The sequence below is a fragment of the Methanolapillus millepedarum genome (assembly GCF_032594115.1).
GTDB lineage: Archaea > Halobacteriota > Methanosarcinia > Methanosarcinales > Methanosarcinaceae > Methanolapillus > Methanolapillus millepedarum.
In genome coordinates, this window is sequence record NZ_CP131060.1 from 1,846,868 (window position 1) to 1,867,271 (window position 20,404).

Consider the following 20,404-nt stretch of genomic DNA (forward strand, 5'->3'; position numbering starts at 1 on the left):
ATTTGCTCTGTTGATTGAATCTTGAACGTTCTGCCGGCCCTCGGTTGGCGTCCGATTTGTCACGTTTTGTCATTATTCGCTCTGTTTTTTACTCTCATTTTTACAAATTATAAACGAAACATTAAAATCATATTTTCTCCAATATACAACGCGGGTATAAAATTAAAATATCATTAGGATATTTTTTGACGTTTGATAAAAAATAAATATGTAAATCATTTTATTTTTGTTAAATGATACCTGAATTAAAAATATTCGTTGCAAAGCGAATAAAAAACAAAAAATGCGTGGAATTTTCATTCATGTCATGAGTCGGTTGACGGTGCGTACGCGCGTGCGTTTTTTCGTTTCAAGATGAGTGACTGTTTCACAGATGATGTTTTTGGAGGTTACATCAATATGAAATCATGTCTGATTGATACGATTTTTCTTTCTGATAAGCGAAAAAACTTACTCCTCCTGCTTCTTGAGGGTCCGCAGACATCTGACGAAATCAAAGATAAGTTAAATGTCAATTGGGGAGCGATGATCCCTCAGATTAAGAAGTTGGAAGAGTGGGACCTTATCACAAATAAAGACCGTGTCTATTACTTAACGGATATGGGGCGGGCGATTGCAAACAATTCCAAACGGCTCCTGAATATCCTTTGTGTTTATGAACACAATCACAAATATTTGGCAACACACGATTTATCCGGAATCTCACCGCATTTGCTTGACCGGATTGGAGAGCTTGGTCCATGTAAATTATTGGAATCAGATCTGGCCCACGTCTTTGACGCCAACGACGATGTCGTAAAAGCGATGATTGAAGCCCATTTTTGCGTGACATTGTCAAACTTTTTCCAGCCGCAATACAATAAAATGTACAACACCATGCTCAAGAATGGTTGCAATCTGACGCTTGTGTATTCGGAATCCGTTTATGAAAGAATTATTTCGGAATACATTTACGACGGCAAAGCGGAACTCGACGACGTTAAGTTTTTGGATTGGAAACGCGTCAAATTCTTCGTGATTCCGGACGGTCTTGAAATTACGGAAATTTCTGTCACGAACGATATTGTCCTTTTGGGTCTTTTTGACAGCGACGGACGGTTTGACTCCCGGTACATTCTCAGCACCGGCGAACGTTCCCGCATCTGGGGACTTGAGCTTTATGAATATTTCAGCCGAAACGCCCGGCATATCGAAACGGACGTTAAGGGTTGAGTTGAAAAAGCCAAAAAAGTAATCAAAAACAAACATTAACGCTATGTTCAGCGCAAAAACAAAAACAATCTTTTCTACGACGACAAACGAAAAACTGGGTTGTGACGCCAACGTCGCAACTACAGTCCATTCATTTCCGTTTTTGATTGCAGTTTATTCATTTCGTTTTTGATTGCAGTTTATTCACTTTGTTTTTGGAGTTCTTTTGAAGCCGTCTCCACATATATCAGCCGGCCGTTAACTCTTTCCGATTTCATCAGGCTGATCCGTTCGACCGGAACGGTCATTGGCGGAACTGTTTTGGCAAACGCCTCCGCATCAAAATCTTTTTGAAAAATAACATGCCGTCCTAATGTCAAATGCGGCGTAAAACGTTTGTCAATTTCAAATCCGCAATCCGTTAAATGGCGGCAAAGTCGTTTTTGAATATCCAACAGCGGTGGGCACTTCTCCATTCCCATCCAAAAGATATCCCCGTCACGGCGTTTGAATGTGCCAAAACCGCTGAGTGTTAAATCAAAACAAGAGGCTGAAATCTGTTCAACGGCGTGTTTCGCGTCCTCCAAACGCTCCGTTTCTCCGATAAAAGCAAGCGTCAGATGAAGATTTTCATCCCGCGTAAAATTTCCCTCGCGCGCTTTTTTCTTGGCGCCGGCGATTATTTCGGTCAGCTGTTCCCGGACAGCCGGTGGAAAATTAATCGCGACAAACAAACGCGTCATGTTTCTCATTTTCCGGCATGAACGTTCCGGCTTCAACCATTTTCCGGCATTTTTCCAAATCTTCCGCGGTATTGACGTTCATCGCCAAGCGCGGGTCATCCACAATGTAATTGTAATCCGGCTGTTCGTTATAAATGTCGGTCGCGTCCAAAATATTGATGCCGGTCGGCACAATCAGTTTCGTATTTTTGTGAAAGACGGTATCCGGACGAATTCCGATTTTTTTGCAAATCGCAATCGGGACATAAACAGAAAGAGCCGGCTCTTCGCACACATTGTATTTTTCAATCACGTCGTCAATGATATCGGATTCAACAAGCGGAATATCGCACATGACAACCATGACCGGTCCCGTTATTTTGGCGTCGATGATCGACATGATCATATCTTGGACATAATTGCCTTCCTTGGCGACGATGACGGAAATGTTGTCGTAGGTGTTTTCAATTAAATCTTTGGTTTTGGGCGTCGCTTCGGTGACGGACACAAAAATCCGGCCGATTCCTTTCGCGCCGGCCAGCGCTTCGATGATGTATGAAATCAGCGGACGCCCGTTTAAGTCGATGCACGACTTTTCGACGCGTCCGAGACGCTGCGCAAGACCGCCCGCCATAATTAAAGCATCCATGCGACTGCGCCTCCCAAAATCCAAATGGCCGTTGCGACAGTTGCAAAAGAGAGCATCCGTCCGACTTCATTCGCTGTTCCAATGCCGTCGCCGTTGAGTCCTTCAAAGTGGCGCTTGCTGGTTCGAAGAATAACGCCCGCGGCCAACGTGGTGACAATCACGCACAAAAATCCCAAAAGCCCGAGCAACAGGACGGACACAATGGTTGAAAATACAATTCCGATGGTCAAGTTCTTTTTTGTCCCGCCTTTGATGGTCATAGATCCGAGTCCTTCCGAGAACGGTTTTCCGAAAGCGGCGATGGTGAGCATCGATTGTTTGGACAGCGTTTCCGCGACAACGGCGGTCAGCGCAACGGTCAGCGCTGCCGAGACGGCGGCAATAAGTGCGGCATTTCCACCGGTTTTTGAAAGCAGGTCGGTCAAAACGGACAGCAGCCCGAATATGTAAATATTTGATTCCGCCGCAAAAGCGCCGAAAAGTTGAGCGGCGGATTCCAGAGCGGAAACGGACGCGTAAAGCGAGAGAATCAATAAAACGGTTGATGCAACGCCGCCGATGCCGAGCGCCATGTCTTTTAACGCCTTTCTTTTCTTTTCAAGCGATCCGTGCGCGGTCATCCCGTCGCCCATATCAGCAATTCCATCCAAATGATTAAACCAAGTCAGTCCGTAAATCGCCAAAATGACGGCCATCACGGAGAGCGGCGACGGCAAAATCAGTTCAAATACAAAAGCGCCAATACCGATGAGAATGCCGAGAAGGAACCCGGTCACCGGATAAAAATACAACCGGTTCATGAGCTCTTCGATGCCTTCCATCGTGATACCAACCGGTAAAATCGATAAAAATCCGAATCCGGCTTTGAGTGCCGACCAAAGCGTCATTTTTTTCCTCCCGTTTCGTTTTTCCGGTTTTTCTTTTGCTCTTCCTCAAACTCGAACATGGCTCTGGAATACATATTTGCGGAAACGCCGCCCAAAAGGCCGCCGATGATGTCGTCCATAAACGGTCCCAATGTTTTTAAAATTCCCGGTTTGTTTTTGTCAAAACGCACAAATTCAAAACGGCCTTTGCTGCCGGCAATATATTCCGCGACGGCTTCCCCCAAAATTTCATCGGCGATGATAAACGACAAATCTTTTTCAAAAGACGCGCGGCTGATTCCCGGAAGGTTTCCCATTTCCCCTTCCTGTTCCAGAAGAATGGCCGCGTAAATCAGCATTTGAAGGTTCGGGTCGGCAACAGCAAACTGAAATTCCCGCTCAAATACGGTTTTGGCTTTGTCGGGTGTTTCAATTCCCGGATGCGGGACGTAAAACTCCATGGCGGTCGCTTCCAAATCTGCATAGGAAATCCCCCGCTCAATAAGCTCGTCCATAATGTTTTTAGATGATTTCGTTTCGATTGTTGCGGGTTGTTTCTTTAAAAACCCGTCTTCAATGTTTGATCGTTTCATCGTTCCCTCTCCCTGATATTAAAACCGGTTTGTTCTCTTTTATCAGAACAAAATTCCGTATAAAATGTAAATCAAGACACAGGCTGCTGCTCCGGACAGAACGGCCGTGATTGTAATCAAAACCGAAACCCGGTCAATGTCTCTTAAAACCGGTTCACGGTATTGGTCGCCGATCACGTAAGTGTTCGGCTTTTCAAATCGGACATGCAAAGATCCGGCGGCGGCGGCCATCGGCCAGCCGGAGTTTGGTGACGGCGTCGCTTTGTTTTCCGAAAGCGCCAGTTTAAATCCGTCTTTTGCGTACAGTTTCTCCATACTTTTTCCGCTTCCAATCATTAAATTGGATAAAACGGCGCCACCGGCGATAAAAACCGGAGAAACGCGGGCCGGAATCCAATTGGTCACATCGTCAAACCGGGCGGAAAACCAGCCGACATGGATGTATTTTTCAGTCTTGTAGCCGACCATGGAATCCAGTGTGCTGGCGGCTTTGAAGATGTAGGCGGCAATCAGGCCGAGCGGCCCGAAAACCGCAAAGAACAACATCGGCGACAGAATGGAATCCACATAATTCTCCGAAATCGATTCTATGATGGCCGACATGATTTGCGGCTTTGTTAATTTGGATGTATCGCGGCTGACGTATGTTTTGAGTTCGTCCCGGACAACTTCCAAGTCATCATGATTTAATTTTTTCTTCATTTCTTTTGCGGGCGACACCATGCATTTGATGGCAAAGGTAGCTTTGAGGAACCACGCTTGGATGATTACGCCGACAAATGCCGGCAGGAAGTACAAATGGGAAAACCACACCACGACAAACGCGATCAGCGCGGCAAATAAAATCGTCAGAAGCGCCATCAGGACTCCGTAGAGTTTTTGATGGTTTTTCGGAATCCGGTTCTTAAAGAATTGAATGACTGTTCCGATCCAGACGACCGGATGGATTTTTTCGGGCGGTTCTCCGAGAACCAAATCGATGAGAACGGCCAGCAGCAAAATGCAAATCAGTTCCGAAAACGAATAGGAAAACATGTTGTGCAAATACGTTGTGATTTCCGTGATGGCCATTGTGGTTGAATACGAAAGTATAGTCGTTCCTCCGTTTTGGGGGTCTCTCAGGGGTAACCGGTAAATGAATACGGTAAATGAATAATGAACGGTTCAAGTTTTCATTTCAATTTTTGTCGGCCGATTTTATTTTTTCCGTTCGGATTTTCCGGCAGCACATCAGAATCTTATTGCTGTCCCTTTCTTCTAAGATCGGGACAATAATTTCCAGCCACTCTTTTTTGAGCAAGCCTTCCGTGTCGCCGTCTTCCATCAGGCCGTCCAGCATTTTTTCAACAACTTCTGTCATGTGCGGAATGTAGCAGTCGGTGCAGCTCCAGATTTTTCCGTTGCGCTTGGTGCTGTGGACGTAGGTGCCGCCGGTCCGCTCGTCGATGCACGGGTAAAATGGGCAGTAGCAGAAGGTGCAATCTTGCCCGTCAAAGTGGCACGGGTAGTATTCGCAGGTTTCGCGTTCGTTTTGCCGGCTGCCTTTTTTGTGTTTGGCGAGCGTGTTTTGAAGTTCGTTTTCGGCAAACTCTTTTGCCCACTCGTCAAAGACTTTGGAGACGGTTTGAACGAACCGGCGGTTTTCATCGCGGGTTCGGACGGCGATTCGGATGAAATCGGTGTCCAACCCTTTAAAGGAAATGCAATCTCGGATTAAAATGCCGTGTCGGGCAAAACGCTCGGCCAGCTCCGACGAATTCAGTGTTCGCTTGCTGATATCAATCAGCAGATAATTGGTGGTGACAACGCCCGGTTCAAATCCCCAGATTTTGGACAGCTCATCTTTTAAGTAGATTGCCTCTCTGAGAATCATTTTTCGAGAGTTTTGAAGATAATCGGAGTTCACGCCGCCCGGCATTGATAAAAAGGCGGCGCCGGTCTTTTCTTGAAGCGGGCTTAAATTCCAGGAAAGCCGCGCCTGGTTGAGGGCGTCCGCAATGTTTTTGGACGCGACGCCGAATCCGAGACGGATGCCGGGGAGCGCGAAACATTTGGTCAACGACCGCATGACAAAAACATAATCGTTTTCCGCCGCCATGTCGCATAAGCTTTCTTCGGGATTGGAAAGTTCAATGAACGCTTCGTCCATAAAAAGAACGGTTTTTGCGCGCGCGCATTTTTCGGCGAGTTTTAAGAGATCGCTGCGTTTTCTGAGAACGGCGGTCGGGTTGTTCGGGTTGCAAATAAAAATGATTTTGGCGGCGGAAAGTTCCTCTTCCGTCAGATCGTAAACGGATTCGGTCGGGATGTAGACAATGTCGGCGTTTTGAAGCCGGCACTGGATTTCATATTCGCCGAACGTCGGATACGGAATGATGACTTTGTCGCCTTCGTTTAAAACACATTGGCAAAACAGCCGGATGATTTCGGTGGAGCCGTTTCCGGGGATGATGTTTTCGGCTGTGATGTTTTTTTGATTCAGAAACTTTGCCGCCGCGTTTCTCAATTCCAAATAACGATTGTCGGGATAATTGACAGATTCCTTGAGAGCATCCGCTGCCAGTTTCGTATAATCCAAACCATATTCCGGATGGTCAAACGGTGTTCCAAACGGATTTAAATTCGCGGAAAAATCCAAAATGTCTTTTTCGGGAATACCGTATTTTTCAGAACTCTCTTTAATGAGCCCGCCGTGAAGACAACCTTTCAAATTCCGGATGTTTTCTTTGAGCGGATGCGATGCTTTTTTGGTCACAAAAATCTCTTGTGTATTGTTTTTGAACCTATATTAAGCTGTTCGTATTTTGTTTCCTTTTGATTCATTTTAATTGTTTTTTTGACGGCTGATTTCGATATTCAACATTTTTTTAGTCCATTCTTTTTTTCATTTTTGTTTTTTTCACTTTTGTTTTATTTTAATTTTTAATATACTTTTCATAAGCATTTTTTCTTTATTTCTTTTTTGTTCTATGAAATGTTTTTATGTTTTTCCGTTCTTTACTTCGTATGTCTGATTTGGATGATTTGGTTTTGGAGATTCGTTCCCGTGCGCTTCCGGGCTCATTTTCGGTCATTGTCACCGATATTGACGGAACGATTACCGAAGACGACCGCAGTCTTTCGTTGTCCGCCGCAAAAACCGTCCAGGAATATGCCGGAAAAATTCCGATTGTGTTGGCTTCCGGCAACACGCTTTGTTTTACCCGGGCCGTCGCGAAGGTTCTTCGGACCAACGCGCCGGTGATTGCCGAAAATGGCGGCATCGTTCTTGAAGAGTACGATGGAAATCCGGTCGTCAACGACTCGTATTTGCCGGAAATGCGAAAGGCGTTATCGGTTCTTCAAGAGCATTTTGAATTTGTGGTCTTTGATTCCTATGACCGTCAGACGGACATCGCTTTTTCCAAAACGTTTGACGTCGAAAAGGCCCGCCATATTATTTCCGGCTTTTCGGAGTTGTCGATTGTGGACGCGAAATACGCCGCCCATTTGGTTGGAAAGCGCATCAACAAAGGCACCGCACTCAAACAAGTCGCGGATTTTTACGGGATTTCTCCCGAAAATATTGTCGCGATCGGCGATTCCGCCAACGATATTGAAATGTTTCACGAGGCCGGCCTTTCCTTTGCGGTTGCCAACGCGCCCGATTTTGTGAAAAAAGAGGCCGACATTGTTCTCTCCAAAAAGTTTGGGGACGGTTTTTCAGACGCGGTTTTGGCTCTTGATGAGGCCGGGGTTTTGAAATTCAGGAAATGACTTTTTTTTGCTTTTGTTTTTTGGAGCCGCCGCCGCGCGCGTTACGGCACACATTTCCTTCAAATTTCAACAAGAACGAGGGTGAATTTTTGTTTTTTAAAATAAAAAGGCCAGCAAAAGTTTTTTCTTTCACCGGCAACTCATTTTTTAAATTTATTCCGCTTTTTTGTTTTCGGTTATTTTTTCATCACAAAAAATAAAAACAAAAAATAAAGCCGGATTTCATCCGGGAACTTAAATAAACGCCGCTATGCTTGCCGCGCCGATCATGAGAGCGACGACAAACGCGATGATGACAATAAAACCGATGACCAAAAACGGCCAAAGGAAATAAATGACGATTTCCGTCCACTTCGGGATTTTGACCGGCATTTTTCCGATTTTCATTTTTTCGGCGATTTTGTAGGCGTCATAAACGCTCCAAATCCAAACGGCAAGCGCCGCCAAAAGAATCGGCCAAATGAAAATACCGATGATGGACAAAACGATCGACGCCACTTGAACGCAGACGGCTTTCGCGAACTCACCGTTATAAAGTTGCCCGAGTCCCGACATAAAGACGGAAAAAATGGCGGCGACAAACGGTTCTTTTTGAGAAATGAAATTGTCCCAAGACTCTTTGATAGATTCCGAGAACGATTTCTTTTCCTCGGGGCCCGCGGCGGCGCCGACGCCGGCGCCGCAATTTTGACAAAAGTTGTCATCCGAATCCATCGCGTTTCCGCAGTTGGCGCAATATTTTGGCATACCGGTTTTTCCTGTCTCTTTTATTTGACTTTATTATTTTACAAATCAGTTTCCTTCATTTATTTCAAATATTCCTTTCAATTACATCCCGGTTATAAACGGAACCATAAAGAGGGACATTAAAACGATGAATATGGCGGCAATGATGAACGGGAAGAGAACGAAGACTAATATTTCCCAAAGTTTCGCTTCCGTATATGGAATTTCGCCCTTGTTCATCTTTTCGGATTGCGTGTAGGCGTCATACATGCCGTAAATCCAGATCGCAATTCCCGGAACAATTAAAAACATGAGTCCTATCGGCGTCAAAATATAAATCGCAATTCCTTTCCAGAATTGGCCGTTGTAAAGTTGTCCGAGTCCCGGCCAAAAGAAGGACAAAATCACGGATAAAAACGAAATCTTTTCACTCTTTTTCGGCGGAACCGACGATGATGCTGACGACGACGATGAAGACGAAGACCCGCCGGCATTTGTATTGCTGTCGTTGGAATGTTTCGGCTCGCTCACGAGTTCCGCGTCAACCGCCGGCGGCTTTTCCGCGGACGGCTCGTCGGATTTCGGCGGCTCGGGCGGATTGCCGTACGGTGTTTTCTTAAGCGGCATGCCGCAGTTCGTACAAATAACGGCGTTTGACTCATCGATTTTGTTGCCGCAGTTGGGACAATAATTCGCAGACATAATAATCCTCTCAATAATGATTTATTCTTTCTCACTCACTTTTTAAAAAATGAACATATATTAATTTTCAATCTCTTATTTCATGAATCTCATGATCTTTTCTCTGAATGAACCCACAGTAATTCATTAAATATAAAAGCCCGTTTGCATATAAATCTAATTCACAATACTATCTGAAAAATTCATAATGGGATGCCGTTTTATGACAAATGATTCAACAATAATTGAAAATGAAACCGTTCGCGCGATTCTGACGCGGCACAGCGTTCGAAAATACACACAGGAGCCTGTTTCCGGCGACGAAATCTTAACCTTGATGGAGTGCGCGCGGTTTGCGCCGTCGGGACTGAATAATCAACCGTGGCGGTATGTTTTGATTCAAAACAACGAAACGAAACAAAAACTTTCAAAACTCACGCATTATTCGGAAATCGTCAAAACCGCGCCGCTTCTGGTCGCCGGATTTTTAGACGCGGCCGCTTCTTACAACCGTGAAAAAGATATTGCAGCAATCGGGGCCGGTTTTGAAAATATTTTGCTGGCCGCGCATTCGATGAATCTCGGTGCCGTTTGGTTGGGCGAAATTCTGAAAAACAAAGACGCGGTCGCGGAAATTCTCAGCGTCCCGAAGAATTATGAATTGATGGCTGTCATTGCCGTCGGGCATCCGGCAGAGGACTCCATCCGGTTGAGCCGGCAGAATGAAAGAAACGACCGGAAAAGTTTAGATGACATTGTCTTTTGGGAAAAATATTCGGAAAAATAAATTCAAAAACAAACAAAAAACCAAGATAAATATCAAAAAATGGGTTAGCAGCCGGCATTCAGATGAACGCCGGCTTCGTTTTTAAAAATAAATTTCAACAAATCAGTCTTCTCTTTTGGCCAAGTGCTTGCCGAGCAAATAAAGAGCGGCAGCGTCATCGCCACAGACTTGAAGCGCTTCAACGATGGCTTCCGTTTGAGCTTCTTCTTCGATTTGTTCCGTGATGAACCATTGAAGGAAGACTTGGGTTGCGTAATCTTTCTCTTTAATCGAAAGGTCCATGATTTTGTTGATGTAGTCGGTCACCAACTTTTCATGTTCGTGAGCCTGCTTGAAGAAGTCAAGAAGCGTCTTTCCTTTGAGAGCCGGTTTGTCGACAGCCGCCAATTCCACAACTTCGCATTGGTCGTGGATATAGTTGTAAAATTTCATGGCGTGTTCGATTTCCTCTTCGGCTTGTTCTTTTAACCAGTGAGCGTAGCCGAGGCGGTTCATTTCGGTACATTTGGATGCCATTCCCAAATAAAGATAAGCTGCGTACAATTCTCTGTTGAGTTGATCGTTGAGTTCTTTCAAAACGGTTTTTTTGATCATTTTTATTCCTCCTGCATGACGCAGAATTAACACCAGAATATATTATATTTACTCTTATATAAATCTGATTCGTATCAAAATAATTTAATTCTTTTTTTATTTTTATTTCCCTTTATTTTTTTTATTTTCTATTTTTTTGTTTTCTATCTTTTATATTTTCTATCTTTTTGTTTTTATTTCCCGACTCATTCTTTTTCTGTTTTTCATCCCTTGTTAGTCTTTTCTTAAAGCCTCGACCGGGTCCATTTTGGCCGCTTTGTTGGCCGGATAAACGCCGGCAAAAACACCGATAACGGCGGACACCAAAATTCCAAGAACAACCGTTGACATTGGAATGACGGCCGGAAATCCGAGGTAATCCGCGCCGACATAGGCGACCGCAAGGCCAAGCGCAACACCCGCGGCACCACCCAAAACACTGATGATCACCGATTCCACCATAAAGAGCGACAACACATCCCGGGACGAATAGCCGAGCGCTTTGAGCGTTCCGATTTCTTTCGTCCGTTCCGTGACCGTCACCAGCATAATATTCATAATGCCGATGGACCCGACCACGAGTGAAATACTGCCGATGCCGATCAGGAACAATTCCAACGTATCCGTAATGCTCCCGACTTGTTCCAGCATTTCCGCCTGGTTGAAAATCCTAAACGGAATTTTACTGCTGCCGCCGCCAAAACCACCGGCTGAATCATATTCGCTGGTGTTTCGAAGGTCCCGGTCCGAAACGCCTACGCTGCGCGCCAGCCGGTCTTCAATGTCGTCTGAAACATCCGAAATGTTGTCCTCCGATTCCGTAACGACATAAATCGATTGGTAGTCATCCCGCCCGCTCATTTCTTTGAGCGTATTCACCGGAATAATAATCGTATTCGACCCGCTGGAACGGCCAACCAAAGCCGTGTCATCCTCGCCGATGATGCCCGAAATTTTGAATTTTTTCGTCACATATTCGCGGGTCCGCTCATTAAATACGATCAGTTCAATCGTGCTTCTCGAACTGATTTCATTTTTAAAAGCGTCTTGTGCGATACTTTTTCCGATGACCGCCGTATAAACGTCTTTGTCCGTGATGAAATTGCCTTCATATATCGGAAGCGCCGCCGCTTCCTTATAACTTTCCGTCGTTCCGCTGATGGTGTAATTTCGTGATTCCCCCATAAATTCAAGCGTTCCCGATTTACTGAGAAGCGGCGTCGCCGAGGCAACACCCGGCGTATCCGCAACAATTTCGATTTGCTGGTCATGGAAAATATTTTCCTGAGTCGCCGTTATCGTAATGTAGTTGGATCCGCTGCTGCTGATCTGGCTTTCCATATACGTCCCGAAACTGGACCCGAATGTAAACGTGGCGACAACTGCCGCAATCCCGATGATAATTCCAAGAGCCGTCAGAGCCGATCGCATTTTTGAGCTTTTTAAGCTCTCGACCGCCATCTTCGCGCTGTGTACGATGCTGATCATTTCAGACCTCGCCGCTTATTTCTTTTGCTTGGAATCTGCTCGCTTTTGTTTCCAATCATTCAACTTTTTCTTTCCGTCTTGGAATTTTTCTTTCGAGTAATTCACAAGCGTCGTGTTTTTCTTCTTTTTCAGATAATAATTCGCGCCAACCGCCGCAATTAAAATAACAACAATCGCGATAATCATGTTTTTAACCGAAAACAAGCTGCTTTGTTTTTGAACGGTTTGCATGCCGCCGAAAGACGAAAGAGTAACTGTCGATACATCTTCATGTTTGTTGTCGCCGTTGTAATAAACCGTCCGAAGCGTAATGGTTTGACCAGATTGGCCGCTCTTGTTGCTGTTGTTCGGATCCGCCGCGTCGGCAACCGGAAGCATATTCAAAAGCCGTACCATCATGGTGCCGGGCGGCCGCGTTCCCATACTGCCCCCGCTGCCCCCTCCGGTTGCGGTTGTGCCGTTTCCGGCGCCGAATCCGGCATTTGCGCTTTTGACGTTGAATTTAGCCGTGTAAAGGTCATCCGGATCCATTTCGCCGATGAAATATTCCGACGGGTAAAACGTCATACCTTCCGCTTCCGGAATCACGGTGACGCCGCGGACAACGCCTTGATGGTAATTGACAATATCGATTTCAACCGTTGTGTTGGTACCGTTCATTTTCGGTTCGGCGGATTGAATCGACCGGATCCCGTCCGAATCCACTTTGATTTCAACGCTGCGCTTGATATTGTATTGGTACGAACCGGCGGTCACATTCAACGTCAGAAGATATGTCCCATCCGTCAAATTTTCGGGAATGCTGACCCGGAACGGAACTTTGATGGTGTCGCCGGCCGCAATGATACCCAAATCGTCCATCGCCGGACTGGTCACGATAATGTCATCCGTCGAGTAAAGATCAATGGATTGAATGCGCGCTGTTGTTTCGTACGTTTTGTTCGCGATGGCGACGGTCGGACTTGTGGCGTTGTTTTTAAGTGTCACCCACACAATTCCCGAGTCTCCCGGCATGAAAACATCCGGGTCGCTGGTGACATTTTCCACAATGAGCGTGCCTTTGCTGTCGGCGTCAATAACGCCGCCAATATTGATTGAAAATGTCGTTTCGATCCAGTTGCCGTCATCGATGCGGTATTGAACTTTCAAATCCCGCGGACCTTTGGTCGCGTCGCCGGCAACCGATAAAAAGAATTCGTTGTACACCTTGGTTCCGGAATAAATGTAGCCGTACGTTTTGGAAGAATCCCCTGAACTGATGGAAAACGGAGAATTTTGAACAACCCGAATGGTTACGTTTTCAAGCGTTCCCGATCCGATATTTTCCGCTTGAATCCACACCCGGAGTTGTTCGCCGGGCTGCGCCGGATACGGGTCTTGTTCAATCATCGTCAACTTCAAAGACGGACTTGCCGCACCGGCCGGCGCTGAAAATCCGGCACAGATGACCGCAATCAGCAAAAGAATGGCAACTATAGAACGTTTGTTGCTTTTTTGTTTTGCTGTCAAATGCGTGTTTGTTTGTTGTTTTTTTATTTTTGCCGTCAGATGTGTTTTTGTTTGTTGTTTTTTTATTTTTGCTTGCAGACTCAGATGCTTTGGAAACATAATCTCACCATTTCCGATCAATTGGTTCGTATTCATTTTTGAAATCCCGGGTTGTTTTACCAATAGATTTATTTGCAATCAATGTCATGAATTGTTAACCAATTGGAATATTATGGTGAACAATACACACACCCTATTTATTTGTAACGGTAAATATATTGCCTGTTTGAAAAAACTGTTCGGCCGCTTCTCAATAAAAAAATGTAAATAAAAATATCATGTGTCTTATTTTTATGTTTTAATCCTCGAATTTAAATAGCATTAAATAATTCATTTCATTAAGTGAGGTGTCCTTTTGACAAACGAAACTGAAACAGCAAATCCGGGTTTATCCCCGAAAGTCTCGAAATCTGTCTCCAAAAGAGCGGTGGTCGAAGTGAAAGATCTCCGTAAAAGTTATTTTTTGGGCAAAGAAGAAGTCCCGATTTTAAAGGGAATCAATTTTAATGTTTATGACGGCGAGTTTTTAGCCATCGTCGGCCCGTCCGGTTCAGGGAAAAGTACGCTCATGAACATGCTCGGATGTCTTGACCGCCCGTCCTCCGGTGCCGTTTTGGTCAACGGCGAGGATGTCAATCTTTTGGATGACAACCAGCTGGCTTATCTGCGCGGCAAGGAAATCGGATTCATTTTCCAGCAATTTAACCTTGTCCCGAGATTAACCGCTTATGAAAATGTGATGCTTCCGACGTACGCGAGCAAGAAATCGGGCATCGATTATCCGAAAAAAGCGAAGGAGCTTTTGAAAATGGTCGGTCTTGAAGAACGGATGAAACATAAGCCATCGGAACTTTCGGGCGGTCAGTGCCAACGTGTTGCGATTGCGCGTGCGCTCATCAACGACCCGACCATCATCTTGGCGGATGAGCCGACCGGAAACTTGGATTCCAAAACAAGCGAAGAAGTGATGGCGTTTTTCCGCGAACTCAACGGCAAAGGCGTGACGATTATCATGATTACGCACAACAATGAACTGGCACTTCGGACCGACCGCGTCGTCACGATTCGAGACGGTCTGATCACAAGCGATGAAAGTGTGGAAGAACACGCCATTCACATGAAAGAGGCCCTTGAAGCGTCTCTTCTCAGTGAAATTAAAATTTGAATTCAATATAAAATTAAAATTTAAGTTCCATAAAATTAAAATTTAAGCCGTCAGATTCGGCTTAAAATTTTTAATTATTTTTGGTTTTGATTTTTTTTGATTTTATTTTTTGATTTTGTTTTTTACCTGAGCCGGATTTATTCTTGTCTCAAAGCGTCCACAGGGTTCATTTTAGCGGCTTTGTTGGCCGGGTAAACACCGGCAAAAATACCGATCGCAACCGATACTAATATTCCAATAACAACGGTCGATATCGGAACAACAATCGGATATCCGAGAAAATTGGCTCCAATGTTTGCGATCGACAACCCGGCAACGGTGCCGATGGCACCGCCAACTGCGCTGATGATGACCGATTCCACAATGAAAAGTGATAAAATGTCCCGGTATGAGTAGCCGAGTGCTTTTAAAGTTCCGATTTCTTTGGTTCGCTCTGTGACCGTCACCAACATGATATTCATAATACCGATTGATCCGACCACCAGAGAAATACCGCCGATGGCGCTGATGAACAACTCCAACGATTTTGACATCTTCCCAACCTGCTCTAACAAATCGGCCTGGTTGAAGATATAAAACGGAATTTTGTCACCGCCTAATCTTTTTGAATTGTTCTCCTCTTTTAATTCCCGGTCCGAAACACCCACGCTTTTTGCCAGCCGTTCTTTCACATCATCTGATACTTTATTCACATCATCTTTCGAGTCGGTGACGGTGTAAATCGTTTGGTAATAATCCTTACCGGTTAACTCTTGAAGGGTTTCAATCGGAATCACAACCATATTTGAGTTGATTGCGTTGCCGACCAAAGAAGAATTATCTTCGCCGATAATTCCGACGACTTTGAACTTTTTGGTCACATTCTTCTGTGTTTCGTTATCGTAAAATGTCAGTTCAATTGTGCTTCTTGTGCTGATCTTGTTTCTAAATCCATCGTTCGCGATATCCTTTCCAATGACGATAGCGTTGCTGTCTTTGTCGGTGAAGTAATTTCCCTCATAGATGGGAAGTTGAGCATTTTTCACATAATCTTCTTTTGTCCCCATGACCGAATAGTTTTTGGATTCTCCCATAAATTTAAGAGTGGCTTCCCGATTTAAAGTCGGTGTTGCTGACGAAACGCCGGAGGTGTTCGCCACAATACCGACTTGCTGGTCATGAAAAATATTATCCTTTGTCGCCGTAATTGTCAAATAATTGGATCCATCACTGCTGATTTGGTCGTTCATATACGTTCCAAAACTGGACCCGAATGTAAACGTTGTCACAACGGCGGCGATTCCGATAATTATTCCCAGAGCCGTTAGCAATGATCTCATTTTTGAACTTTTTAAGCTTTCCAATGCCATCTTTGAACTGTGTGCCACACTGATCATATCGGCTCCTCCGGTTATTTTTTCGTTTCATCTTGCTTTCGGTGTTCGAATTTGTCTTTTACCCGGCGGAATTTATCTTTTGAATATTCGGCAAGCGTTGTGTCTTTTTTCTTTTTGAGATAATAATTCGAAACGATTGCCGCAATCAATATGAGGACAACTGCAATGATTGCATTTCCGATGGAAAACAATCCGCTCTTTGGCTTTTGCGTGGAACTTGTCGTCATAAAAGAATTCAGCAAAACCGTTGAAACGTCTTCATGCTTATTATCGCCATTGTAATAGACAGTCCGAAGCGTAATGGTTTGACCGGCATACGGATTCTTACTTCCGTTCGATTCCGCCGCATCGGCAACCGGCAGCATACCGGTCAACATAATCGACGTTGATGACGATGCGCCGGTGGTGCTGGTCACAATGCTGTCGTTTTCGGCAGCACCGCCTCCATATCCGAAGTTTACGTTTTTCACGTTAAACCGTGCGGTGTACAAGTCGTCCGGGTCCATTCCGCCGATAAAATATTCCGACGGGTAAAAAACCATTCCTTCCGCTTCCGGGATAACGGTCACGCCGCGAAAAGCGCCTTGGTGGCTGTTTATGATATCTATTTCAACGGTTGTATTGGTGCCGTTTGGTTTGGGCTCTTCCGACTGAATTGATTTGATCCCGTTTGAATCCACTTTAATTTCGACATTTCGTTTGATGTTGTATTGGTAAGAGCCGGCCGTCACGTTCAGAGTGAGCGTATATGTTCCGTCTTTTAAATTTTCGGGAATCTTTACGCGGAACGGAATGGTGATATTGTCCCCGGGCGCAATGACTCCCAAATCATCGACCGCAATGCTGGTGACGACAATGTCGTCGGCCGAATACAAATCGGCGGATTGAATACGCGCTGTTGTTTCGTATGTTTTGTTACCGATGGTGACGGTTGAATTTGTCGCGTTATTTTTGAGTGTCACCCAAACGATTCCGGAATCTCCCGGCATGAAAATTGAAGGATCACTTGTTACTTTTTCAACAATCAATGTTCCTTTACTCTCCGAATCAATGATTCCGCCGACATTAATTGAAAATGTCGTTTCAATCCAATTGCCGTCGCCAATCCGGTATTGAACTTTTAAATCCCGCGGGCCTTTTGTCGCGTCGTTCGCCACAGATAAAAAGAACTCGTTGTACACTTTAGAGCCGGAATAAATGTAGTCGTAAGTTTTGGAGGCGTCTCCCGAGCTGATTGAGAACGGCGTGTTTTGAGCGATTCGGATTGTCACATTTTCAAGTGTTCCGACGCCGATGTTTTCCGCTTGAATCCACACGCGGAGTTGTTCACCGGGCTGCGCCGGATATGGGTCTTGTTCGATCATTGTTATTTTTAGCGCCGGGGCAGCAGCAGCGGCGGCCGTCCCCGCGAATCCTGCGATGTAAATTGCCAAAACCAATGCCAAAATCGCAAAGGCAGCTTTTTTATTTTTACCGTGTTCAGTTTTTAAGAAACAGTTGCTTTTTTTTCGTTCCGCTTGATTTGTTTTCATTTTTAGAAATTGTTTTTTAAACATGTTTTCACGGCTCTTGATTCATCCTCTCGGATTGTTTTTGTTTTTCTATTCGTTTTTTAAATGTTTTTCTAAAACCGATGGTTTTTCAATTGTTTGCGTTTCAATTGAGAGTCGCAACAACCAAAAATAAATAAAAAAGGCAGGCCTATTTATATATAATTGATAATATGCAATCTGTTCATAAAAAATGAATGTTTTCATTCAAGAACCGTGTTTCAAAAAAGGTCTTTTCAAAAAACAATTCCCTTTTCAAAAAAGGGTTTTGTTCGAAAAGGCAAATGCCATCTTCAAGTTATTCGCTTCTGAGCGCATCGACCGGATTCATCTTCGCCGCTTTGTTGGCCGGGTAAACGCCCGCAATCACGCCGATTATCATGGACAAGACAATGCCGCCGATAATCACCGGTACAGACAATCCTATGGAAAAGCCCATCACGGCCGCGCCGATATATCCGATCAAAAGGCCAAGAAAAACGCCAATGGTGCCGCCGACCGAACTGATCATAATCGCTTCGGTGACGAACAACAGCAGAACATCCTTGGACGAATAACCGAGTGCTTTAAGCGTCCCGATTTCTTTGGTCCGTTCCGTCACTGTCACCAGCATAATATTCATAATGCCGACTGATCCGACAACCAGCGAAATACTGCCGATTCCGGCCAAAAAGGTTTGAAGAATTTGAGTGATTTCTTGGACTTGTTCTAAGAATTCCGCCTGGTTCATCACCATAAAGGGAATTAAATCCTCATATTCGGGGTTGTTCAAATACCGCTCGGAGACGCCAAGGTTTCGGGCCAAATTTGTTTCCACGTCGTCGGCGACTTCTTGGACATCGTCTGCAGATTCAGTCATGGCGAAAATCATGTAATAATCATCTTTTCCGGATAATTTTTTGGCCACATCCAACGGAATATAAATAGCGCTGTCGATTTCGCTTCCCGAAATAATGTTGGTTTCATTATAGCCGGCAATGCCTTTTACTTTGAATGTTTCCGTGATGTATTCATTCGTATCCGTATTCAAAACCGTCAACGTTACCGTGCTTCTCGTGGTGATTTCGTTTTTGAATTCTTCCTGCGCGAGTTTTTTACCGATGACGATTGCGGACGTATCTTTATCGGTTATGAAGCTTCCCGACTGCATCGGGACCGATGCGATGTCGGCATAATCTTCCGTCACCCCGTATATCGCCGAGATGTTTTTCTCTTCTCCCATAAATGTGGCGACGCCGCCGGCAAAAGAGACCGGGGACGCTCCCGTGACACCGGGCGTGTTTCGGACGACTTGAACCTGCTGGTCAAAAAATAAGTTTTCCTTTTGGGAAATAATCATAATATAATTGGAACCGCTTGAACTGATTTGATCCGAAAAGTAAGCGCCAAAGCTGCTGCCCAATGTAAAGGTGGCGACAACGGCCGCAATGCCGATGATAATGCCGAGCGCCGTCAGGCCCGAGCGCATTTTGGCGCTTTTCAAACTGGCCAGACCCATACTGATGCCGTGATGCAACCCAATCATGTTCTCACTCCTTAATCACTCCGCAAAGCATCCACCGGGTTCATTCGGGCGGCTTTGTAAGAGGGTTGGGCACCGGCCAAAACGCCGATAATAATTGAAAGTCCGACACCGAATAATACGCTTGAGTACGGGACAGCCATTGTCAAATCCAGGTAACTCACGCCAATGTAGGCGACGATCAAACCGAAAATCGTTCCAATCAGGCCGCCGATCGCGCTGATAATTATGGATTCGACGACGAACATCATTAAAACATCCCGGGACGAGTAACCGAGCGCTTTAAGCGTTCCGATTTCTTTGGTCCGCTCCGTGACCGTCACCAGCATAATGTTCATAATGCCGACAGCGCCGACAATCAATGAAATGCCGCCGATGCCGAGTAAGAAGAGTTGAAGGGTGTTGGTCAATGTGCTGACCTCATCCAAAATCTCCGCTTGGTTGGTCGTTAAAAACGGAATCTTGTCCGTGTTATTTTCGTAAATGTCGCGGTCCGACACGCCCAAGTTGCGCGCGAGGCGGAGTGTGATTTCGTCATCGGTTTCGTTGAGGTCTTCCCGGGAGTCCGTCATCGCGTAAATAGTTTGATAATCGCTTTCCCCGGTCATTCTTTTCATGGTTTCGATTGGGATAACGACGAATTCGTTTTCCTGGTTTTGAGTCAGCAGGTTTGTTTCTTCCGATCCCAAAATGCCCTTTACTTTGAACGTTTCGGTGACATATTCTTTTGTTTGGCTGTTGTAAAGCGTCACTTCAATTGTGCTTCGAAGCCCCATTTCATTTCTGAAATCTTCTTGAGCAATTGTTTTTCCGACGACGGCGGAATACAAGTCATTATCGGAAATAAAGTTCCCTTCATAAACCGGGATGGACAATATTTCCTGAACACTTTCGTCCCACCCGAGAACCGATTTATTTTTGGATTCTCCGGCATAGTTGATGACCCCTGTTTGATAGAGTTCCCCGGACACACCGGTCACGCCCGGCGTGTTATTTACGATGGTCAACTGCTGATCGTAAAAAATATTGTCTTTTGCGGCGGCGATCATGACATAATTTGATCCTGTCGTATCGAATTCTTCCGTAAAATAGTTGGCAAAGCTGCTGCCCAGTGTAAAAGTCGCAATAACGGCGGCAATTCCGATAATAATTCCAAGAGCGGTTAGACCGGAGCGCATTTTGGAGCTTTTAAGGCTTTCAATGGCCATTTT

At 45.1% G+C, this 20,404-nt stretch carries 19 protein-coding genes; 4 read left to right on the forward strand and 15 right to left on the reverse strand.

Annotated elements, in window-relative coordinates:
• Positions 1-525 precede the first annotated feature (525 nt).
• Positions 526-1,212, forward strand: coding sequence for a helix-turn-helix transcriptional regulator (locus MsAc7_RS08270; RefSeq protein WP_338102440.1), 687 nt, complete (start codon positions 526-528; stop codon positions 1,210-1,212).
• Positions 1,213-1,391: 179 nt separating this feature from the next.
• Here the strand turns inward: MsAc7_RS08270 and thpR are convergent, their stop codons facing one another.
• The 6 genes from thpR to cobD form a co-directional block, all read right to left on the reverse strand.
• Complete coding sequence (thpR, locus tag MsAc7_RS08275; RefSeq protein WP_338102441.1) at positions 1,392-1,943, reverse strand: RNA 2',3'-cyclic phosphodiesterase; 552 nt, start codon at positions 1,941-1,943, stop codon at positions 1,392-1,394.
• On the reverse strand, positions 1,909-2,562 hold the full coding sequence (locus tag MsAc7_RS08280; RefSeq protein WP_338102442.1) for an NTP transferase domain-containing protein: 654 nt from the start codon (positions 2,560-2,562) through the stop codon (positions 1,909-1,911). The genes thpR and MsAc7_RS08280 overlap by 35 nt, the downstream gene beginning before the upstream one ends.
• Positions 2,550-3,449, reverse strand: coding sequence for an adenosylcobinamide-GDP ribazoletransferase (locus MsAc7_RS08285; RefSeq protein WP_338102443.1), 900 nt, complete (start codon positions 3,447-3,449; stop codon positions 2,550-2,552). The genes MsAc7_RS08280 and MsAc7_RS08285 overlap by 13 nt, the downstream gene beginning before the upstream one ends.
• Positions 3,446-4,021, reverse strand: coding sequence for a phosphatidylglycerophosphatase A family protein (locus tag MsAc7_RS08290; protein ID WP_338102444.1), 576 nt, complete (start codon positions 4,019-4,021; stop codon positions 3,446-3,448). The genes MsAc7_RS08285 and MsAc7_RS08290 overlap by 4 nt, the downstream gene beginning before the upstream one ends.
• Before the next feature lie 42 nt (positions 4,022-4,063).
• On the reverse strand, positions 4,064-5,092 hold the full coding sequence (locus MsAc7_RS08295; RefSeq protein ID WP_338102445.1) for a cobalamin biosynthesis protein: 1,029 nt from the start codon (positions 5,090-5,092) through the stop codon (positions 4,064-4,066).
• 106 nt (positions 5,093-5,198) lie between these two features.
• Positions 5,199-6,776 carry a threonine-phosphate decarboxylase CobD gene (gene cobD, locus MsAc7_RS08300; RefSeq protein WP_338102446.1) on the reverse strand — a complete coding sequence of 526 codons (1,578 nt, stop codon included), beginning with the start codon at positions 6,774-6,776 and terminating at the stop codon, positions 5,199-5,201.
• Between the two features lie 227 nt (positions 6,777-7,003).
• Between cobD and MsAc7_RS08305 the strand changes: the two genes are divergently transcribed.
• The gene (locus tag MsAc7_RS08305) at positions 7,004-7,777 is read left to right on the forward strand and encodes a phosphoglycolate phosphatase (protein ID WP_338102447.1); all 774 of its coding nucleotides are present in this window, start codon (positions 7,004-7,006) and stop codon (positions 7,775-7,777) included.
• 234 nt (positions 7,778-8,011) lie between these two features.
• Here the strand turns inward: MsAc7_RS08305 and MsAc7_RS08310 are convergent, their stop codons facing one another.
• Both MsAc7_RS08310 and MsAc7_RS08315 read right to left on the reverse strand, forming a co-directional pair.
• Positions 8,012-8,524, reverse strand: a complete 513-nt coding sequence (locus MsAc7_RS08310) for a zinc-ribbon domain-containing protein (protein ID WP_338102448.1) — start codon at positions 8,522-8,524, stop codon at positions 8,012-8,014.
• A gap of 81 nt (positions 8,525-8,605) precedes the next feature.
• Entirely contained in the window at positions 8,606-9,205 is a 600-nt protein-coding gene (locus MsAc7_RS08315) for a zinc-ribbon domain-containing protein (RefSeq protein WP_338102449.1), read from the reverse strand.
• Positions 9,206-9,407: 202 nt separating this feature from the next.
• Between MsAc7_RS08315 and MsAc7_RS08320 the strand changes: the two genes are divergently transcribed.
• The gene (locus MsAc7_RS08320; RefSeq protein WP_338102450.1) at positions 9,408-9,971 is read left to right on the forward strand and encodes a nitroreductase family protein; all 564 of its coding nucleotides are present in this window, start codon (positions 9,408-9,410) and stop codon (positions 9,969-9,971) included.
• 102 nt (positions 9,972-10,073) lie between these two features.
• Here the strand turns inward: MsAc7_RS08320 and MsAc7_RS08325 are convergent, their stop codons facing one another.
• The 3 genes from MsAc7_RS08325 to MsAc7_RS08335 all read right to left on the reverse strand — a co-directional run bounded on the left by MsAc7_RS08325 (position 10,074) and on the right by MsAc7_RS08335 (position 13,676).
• Complete coding sequence (locus MsAc7_RS08325) at positions 10,074-10,565, reverse strand: ferritin (RefSeq protein WP_338102451.1); 492 nt, start codon at positions 10,563-10,565, stop codon at positions 10,074-10,076.
• A 213-nt stretch (positions 10,566-10,778) separates the two neighbouring features.
• The gene (locus tag MsAc7_RS08330; RefSeq protein WP_338102452.1) at positions 10,779-12,032 is read right to left on the reverse strand and encodes an ABC transporter permease; all 1,254 of its coding nucleotides are present in this window, start codon (positions 12,030-12,032) and stop codon (positions 10,779-10,781) included.
• Positions 12,033-12,047: 15 nt separating this feature from the next.
• Entirely contained in the window at positions 12,048-13,676 is a 1,629-nt protein-coding gene (locus MsAc7_RS08335) for a COG1361 S-layer family protein (RefSeq protein ID WP_338102453.1), read from the reverse strand.
• Positions 13,677-13,935: 259 nt separating this feature from the next.
• On the opposite strand from MsAc7_RS08335, the gene MsAc7_RS08340 reads away from it, so the two are divergent.
• Positions 13,936-14,745: an ABC transporter ATP-binding protein gene (locus MsAc7_RS08340; protein WP_420847452.1), complete on the forward strand. Its 810-nt coding sequence runs from the start codon at positions 13,936-13,938 to the stop codon at positions 14,743-14,745.
• 137 nt (positions 14,746-14,882) lie between these two features.
• On the opposite strand, the gene MsAc7_RS08345 is transcribed toward MsAc7_RS08340, so the two are convergent.
• From MsAc7_RS08345 to MsAc7_RS08360, 4 genes are all read right to left on the reverse strand, one after another.
• Complete coding sequence (locus tag MsAc7_RS08345; RefSeq protein WP_338102454.1) at positions 14,883-16,121, reverse strand: ABC transporter permease; 1,239 nt, start codon at positions 16,119-16,121, stop codon at positions 14,883-14,885.
• Between the two features lie 14 nt (positions 16,122-16,135).
• Positions 16,136-17,653, reverse strand: coding sequence for a COG1361 S-layer family protein (locus tag MsAc7_RS08350; RefSeq protein ID WP_338102455.1), 1,518 nt, complete (start codon positions 17,651-17,653; stop codon positions 16,136-16,138).
• A 316-nt stretch (positions 17,654-17,969) separates the two neighbouring features.
• On the reverse strand, positions 17,970-19,196 hold the full coding sequence (locus MsAc7_RS08355) for an ABC transporter permease (RefSeq protein ID WP_338102456.1): 1,227 nt from the start codon (positions 19,194-19,196) through the stop codon (positions 17,970-17,972).
• Between the two features lie 11 nt (positions 19,197-19,207).
• A complete protein-coding gene (locus MsAc7_RS08360) occupies positions 19,208-20,401 on the reverse strand; it encodes an ABC transporter permease (RefSeq protein ID WP_338102457.1) in 1,194 nt (397 codons plus the stop codon).
• Positions 20,402-20,404 lie beyond the last annotated feature (3 nt).

Bases quoted from the DNA above. Each gene is read 5' to 3' on its own strand.
- MsAc7_RS08270 (WP_338102440.1), top strand. From the start codon at position 526: ATGATCCCTCAGATTAAGAAGTTGGAAGAGTGGGACCTTATCACAAAT.
- MsAc7_RS08280 (WP_338102442.1), bottom strand. From the start codon at position 2,562: ATGGATGCTTTAATTATGGCGGGCGGTCTTGCGCAGCGTCTCGGACGC.
- thpR (WP_338102441.1), bottom strand. From the start codon at position 1,943: ATGAGAAACATGACGCGTTTGTTTGTCGCGATTAATTTTCCACCGGCT.
- MsAc7_RS08290 (WP_338102444.1), bottom strand. From the start codon at position 4,021: ATGAAACGATCAAACATTGAAGACGGGTTTTTAAAGAAACAACCCGCA.
- MsAc7_RS08285 (WP_338102443.1), bottom strand. From the start codon at position 3,449: ATGACGCTTTGGTCGGCACTCAAAGCCGGATTCGGATTTTTATCGATT.
- MsAc7_RS08305 (WP_338102447.1), top strand. From the start codon at position 7,004: ATGTTTTTCCGTTCTTTACTTCGTATGTCTGATTTGGATGATTTGGTT.
- MsAc7_RS08310 (WP_338102448.1), bottom strand. From the start codon at position 8,524: ATGCCAAAATATTGCGCCAACTGCGGAAACGCGATGGATTCGGATGAC.
- MsAc7_RS08345 (WP_338102454.1), bottom strand. From the start codon at position 16,121: ATGATCAGTGTGGCACACAGTTCAAAGATGGCATTGGAAAGCTTAAAA.
- MsAc7_RS08350 (WP_338102455.1), bottom strand. From the start codon at position 17,653: ATGAAAACAAATCAAGCGGAACGAAAAAAAAGCAACTGTTTCTTAAAA.
- MsAc7_RS08330 (WP_338102452.1), bottom strand. From the start codon at position 12,032: ATGATCAGCATCGTACACAGCGCGAAGATGGCGGTCGAGAGCTTAAAA.
- MsAc7_RS08295 (WP_338102445.1), bottom strand. From the start codon at position 5,092: ATGGCCATCACGGAAATCACAACGTATTTGCACAACATGTTTTCCTAT.
- MsAc7_RS08360 (WP_338102457.1), bottom strand. From the start codon at position 20,401: ATGGCCATTGAAAGCCTTAAAAGCTCCAAAATGCGCTCCGGTCTAACC.
- MsAc7_RS08335 (WP_338102453.1), bottom strand. From the start codon at position 13,676: ATGAATACGAACCAATTGATCGGAAATGGTGAGATTATGTTTCCAAAG.
- MsAc7_RS08325 (WP_338102451.1), bottom strand. From the start codon at position 10,565: ATGATCAAAAAAACCGTTTTGAAAGAACTCAACGATCAACTCAACAGA.
- MsAc7_RS08355 (WP_338102456.1), bottom strand. From the start codon at position 19,196: ATGATTGGGTTGCATCACGGCATCAGTATGGGTCTGGCCAGTTTGAAA.
- MsAc7_RS08320 (WP_338102450.1), top strand. From the start codon at position 9,408: ATGACAAATGATTCAACAATAATTGAAAATGAAACCGTTCGCGCGATT.
- MsAc7_RS08315 (WP_338102449.1), bottom strand. From the start codon at position 9,205: ATGTCTGCGAATTATTGTCCCAACTGCGGCAACAAAATCGATGAGTCA.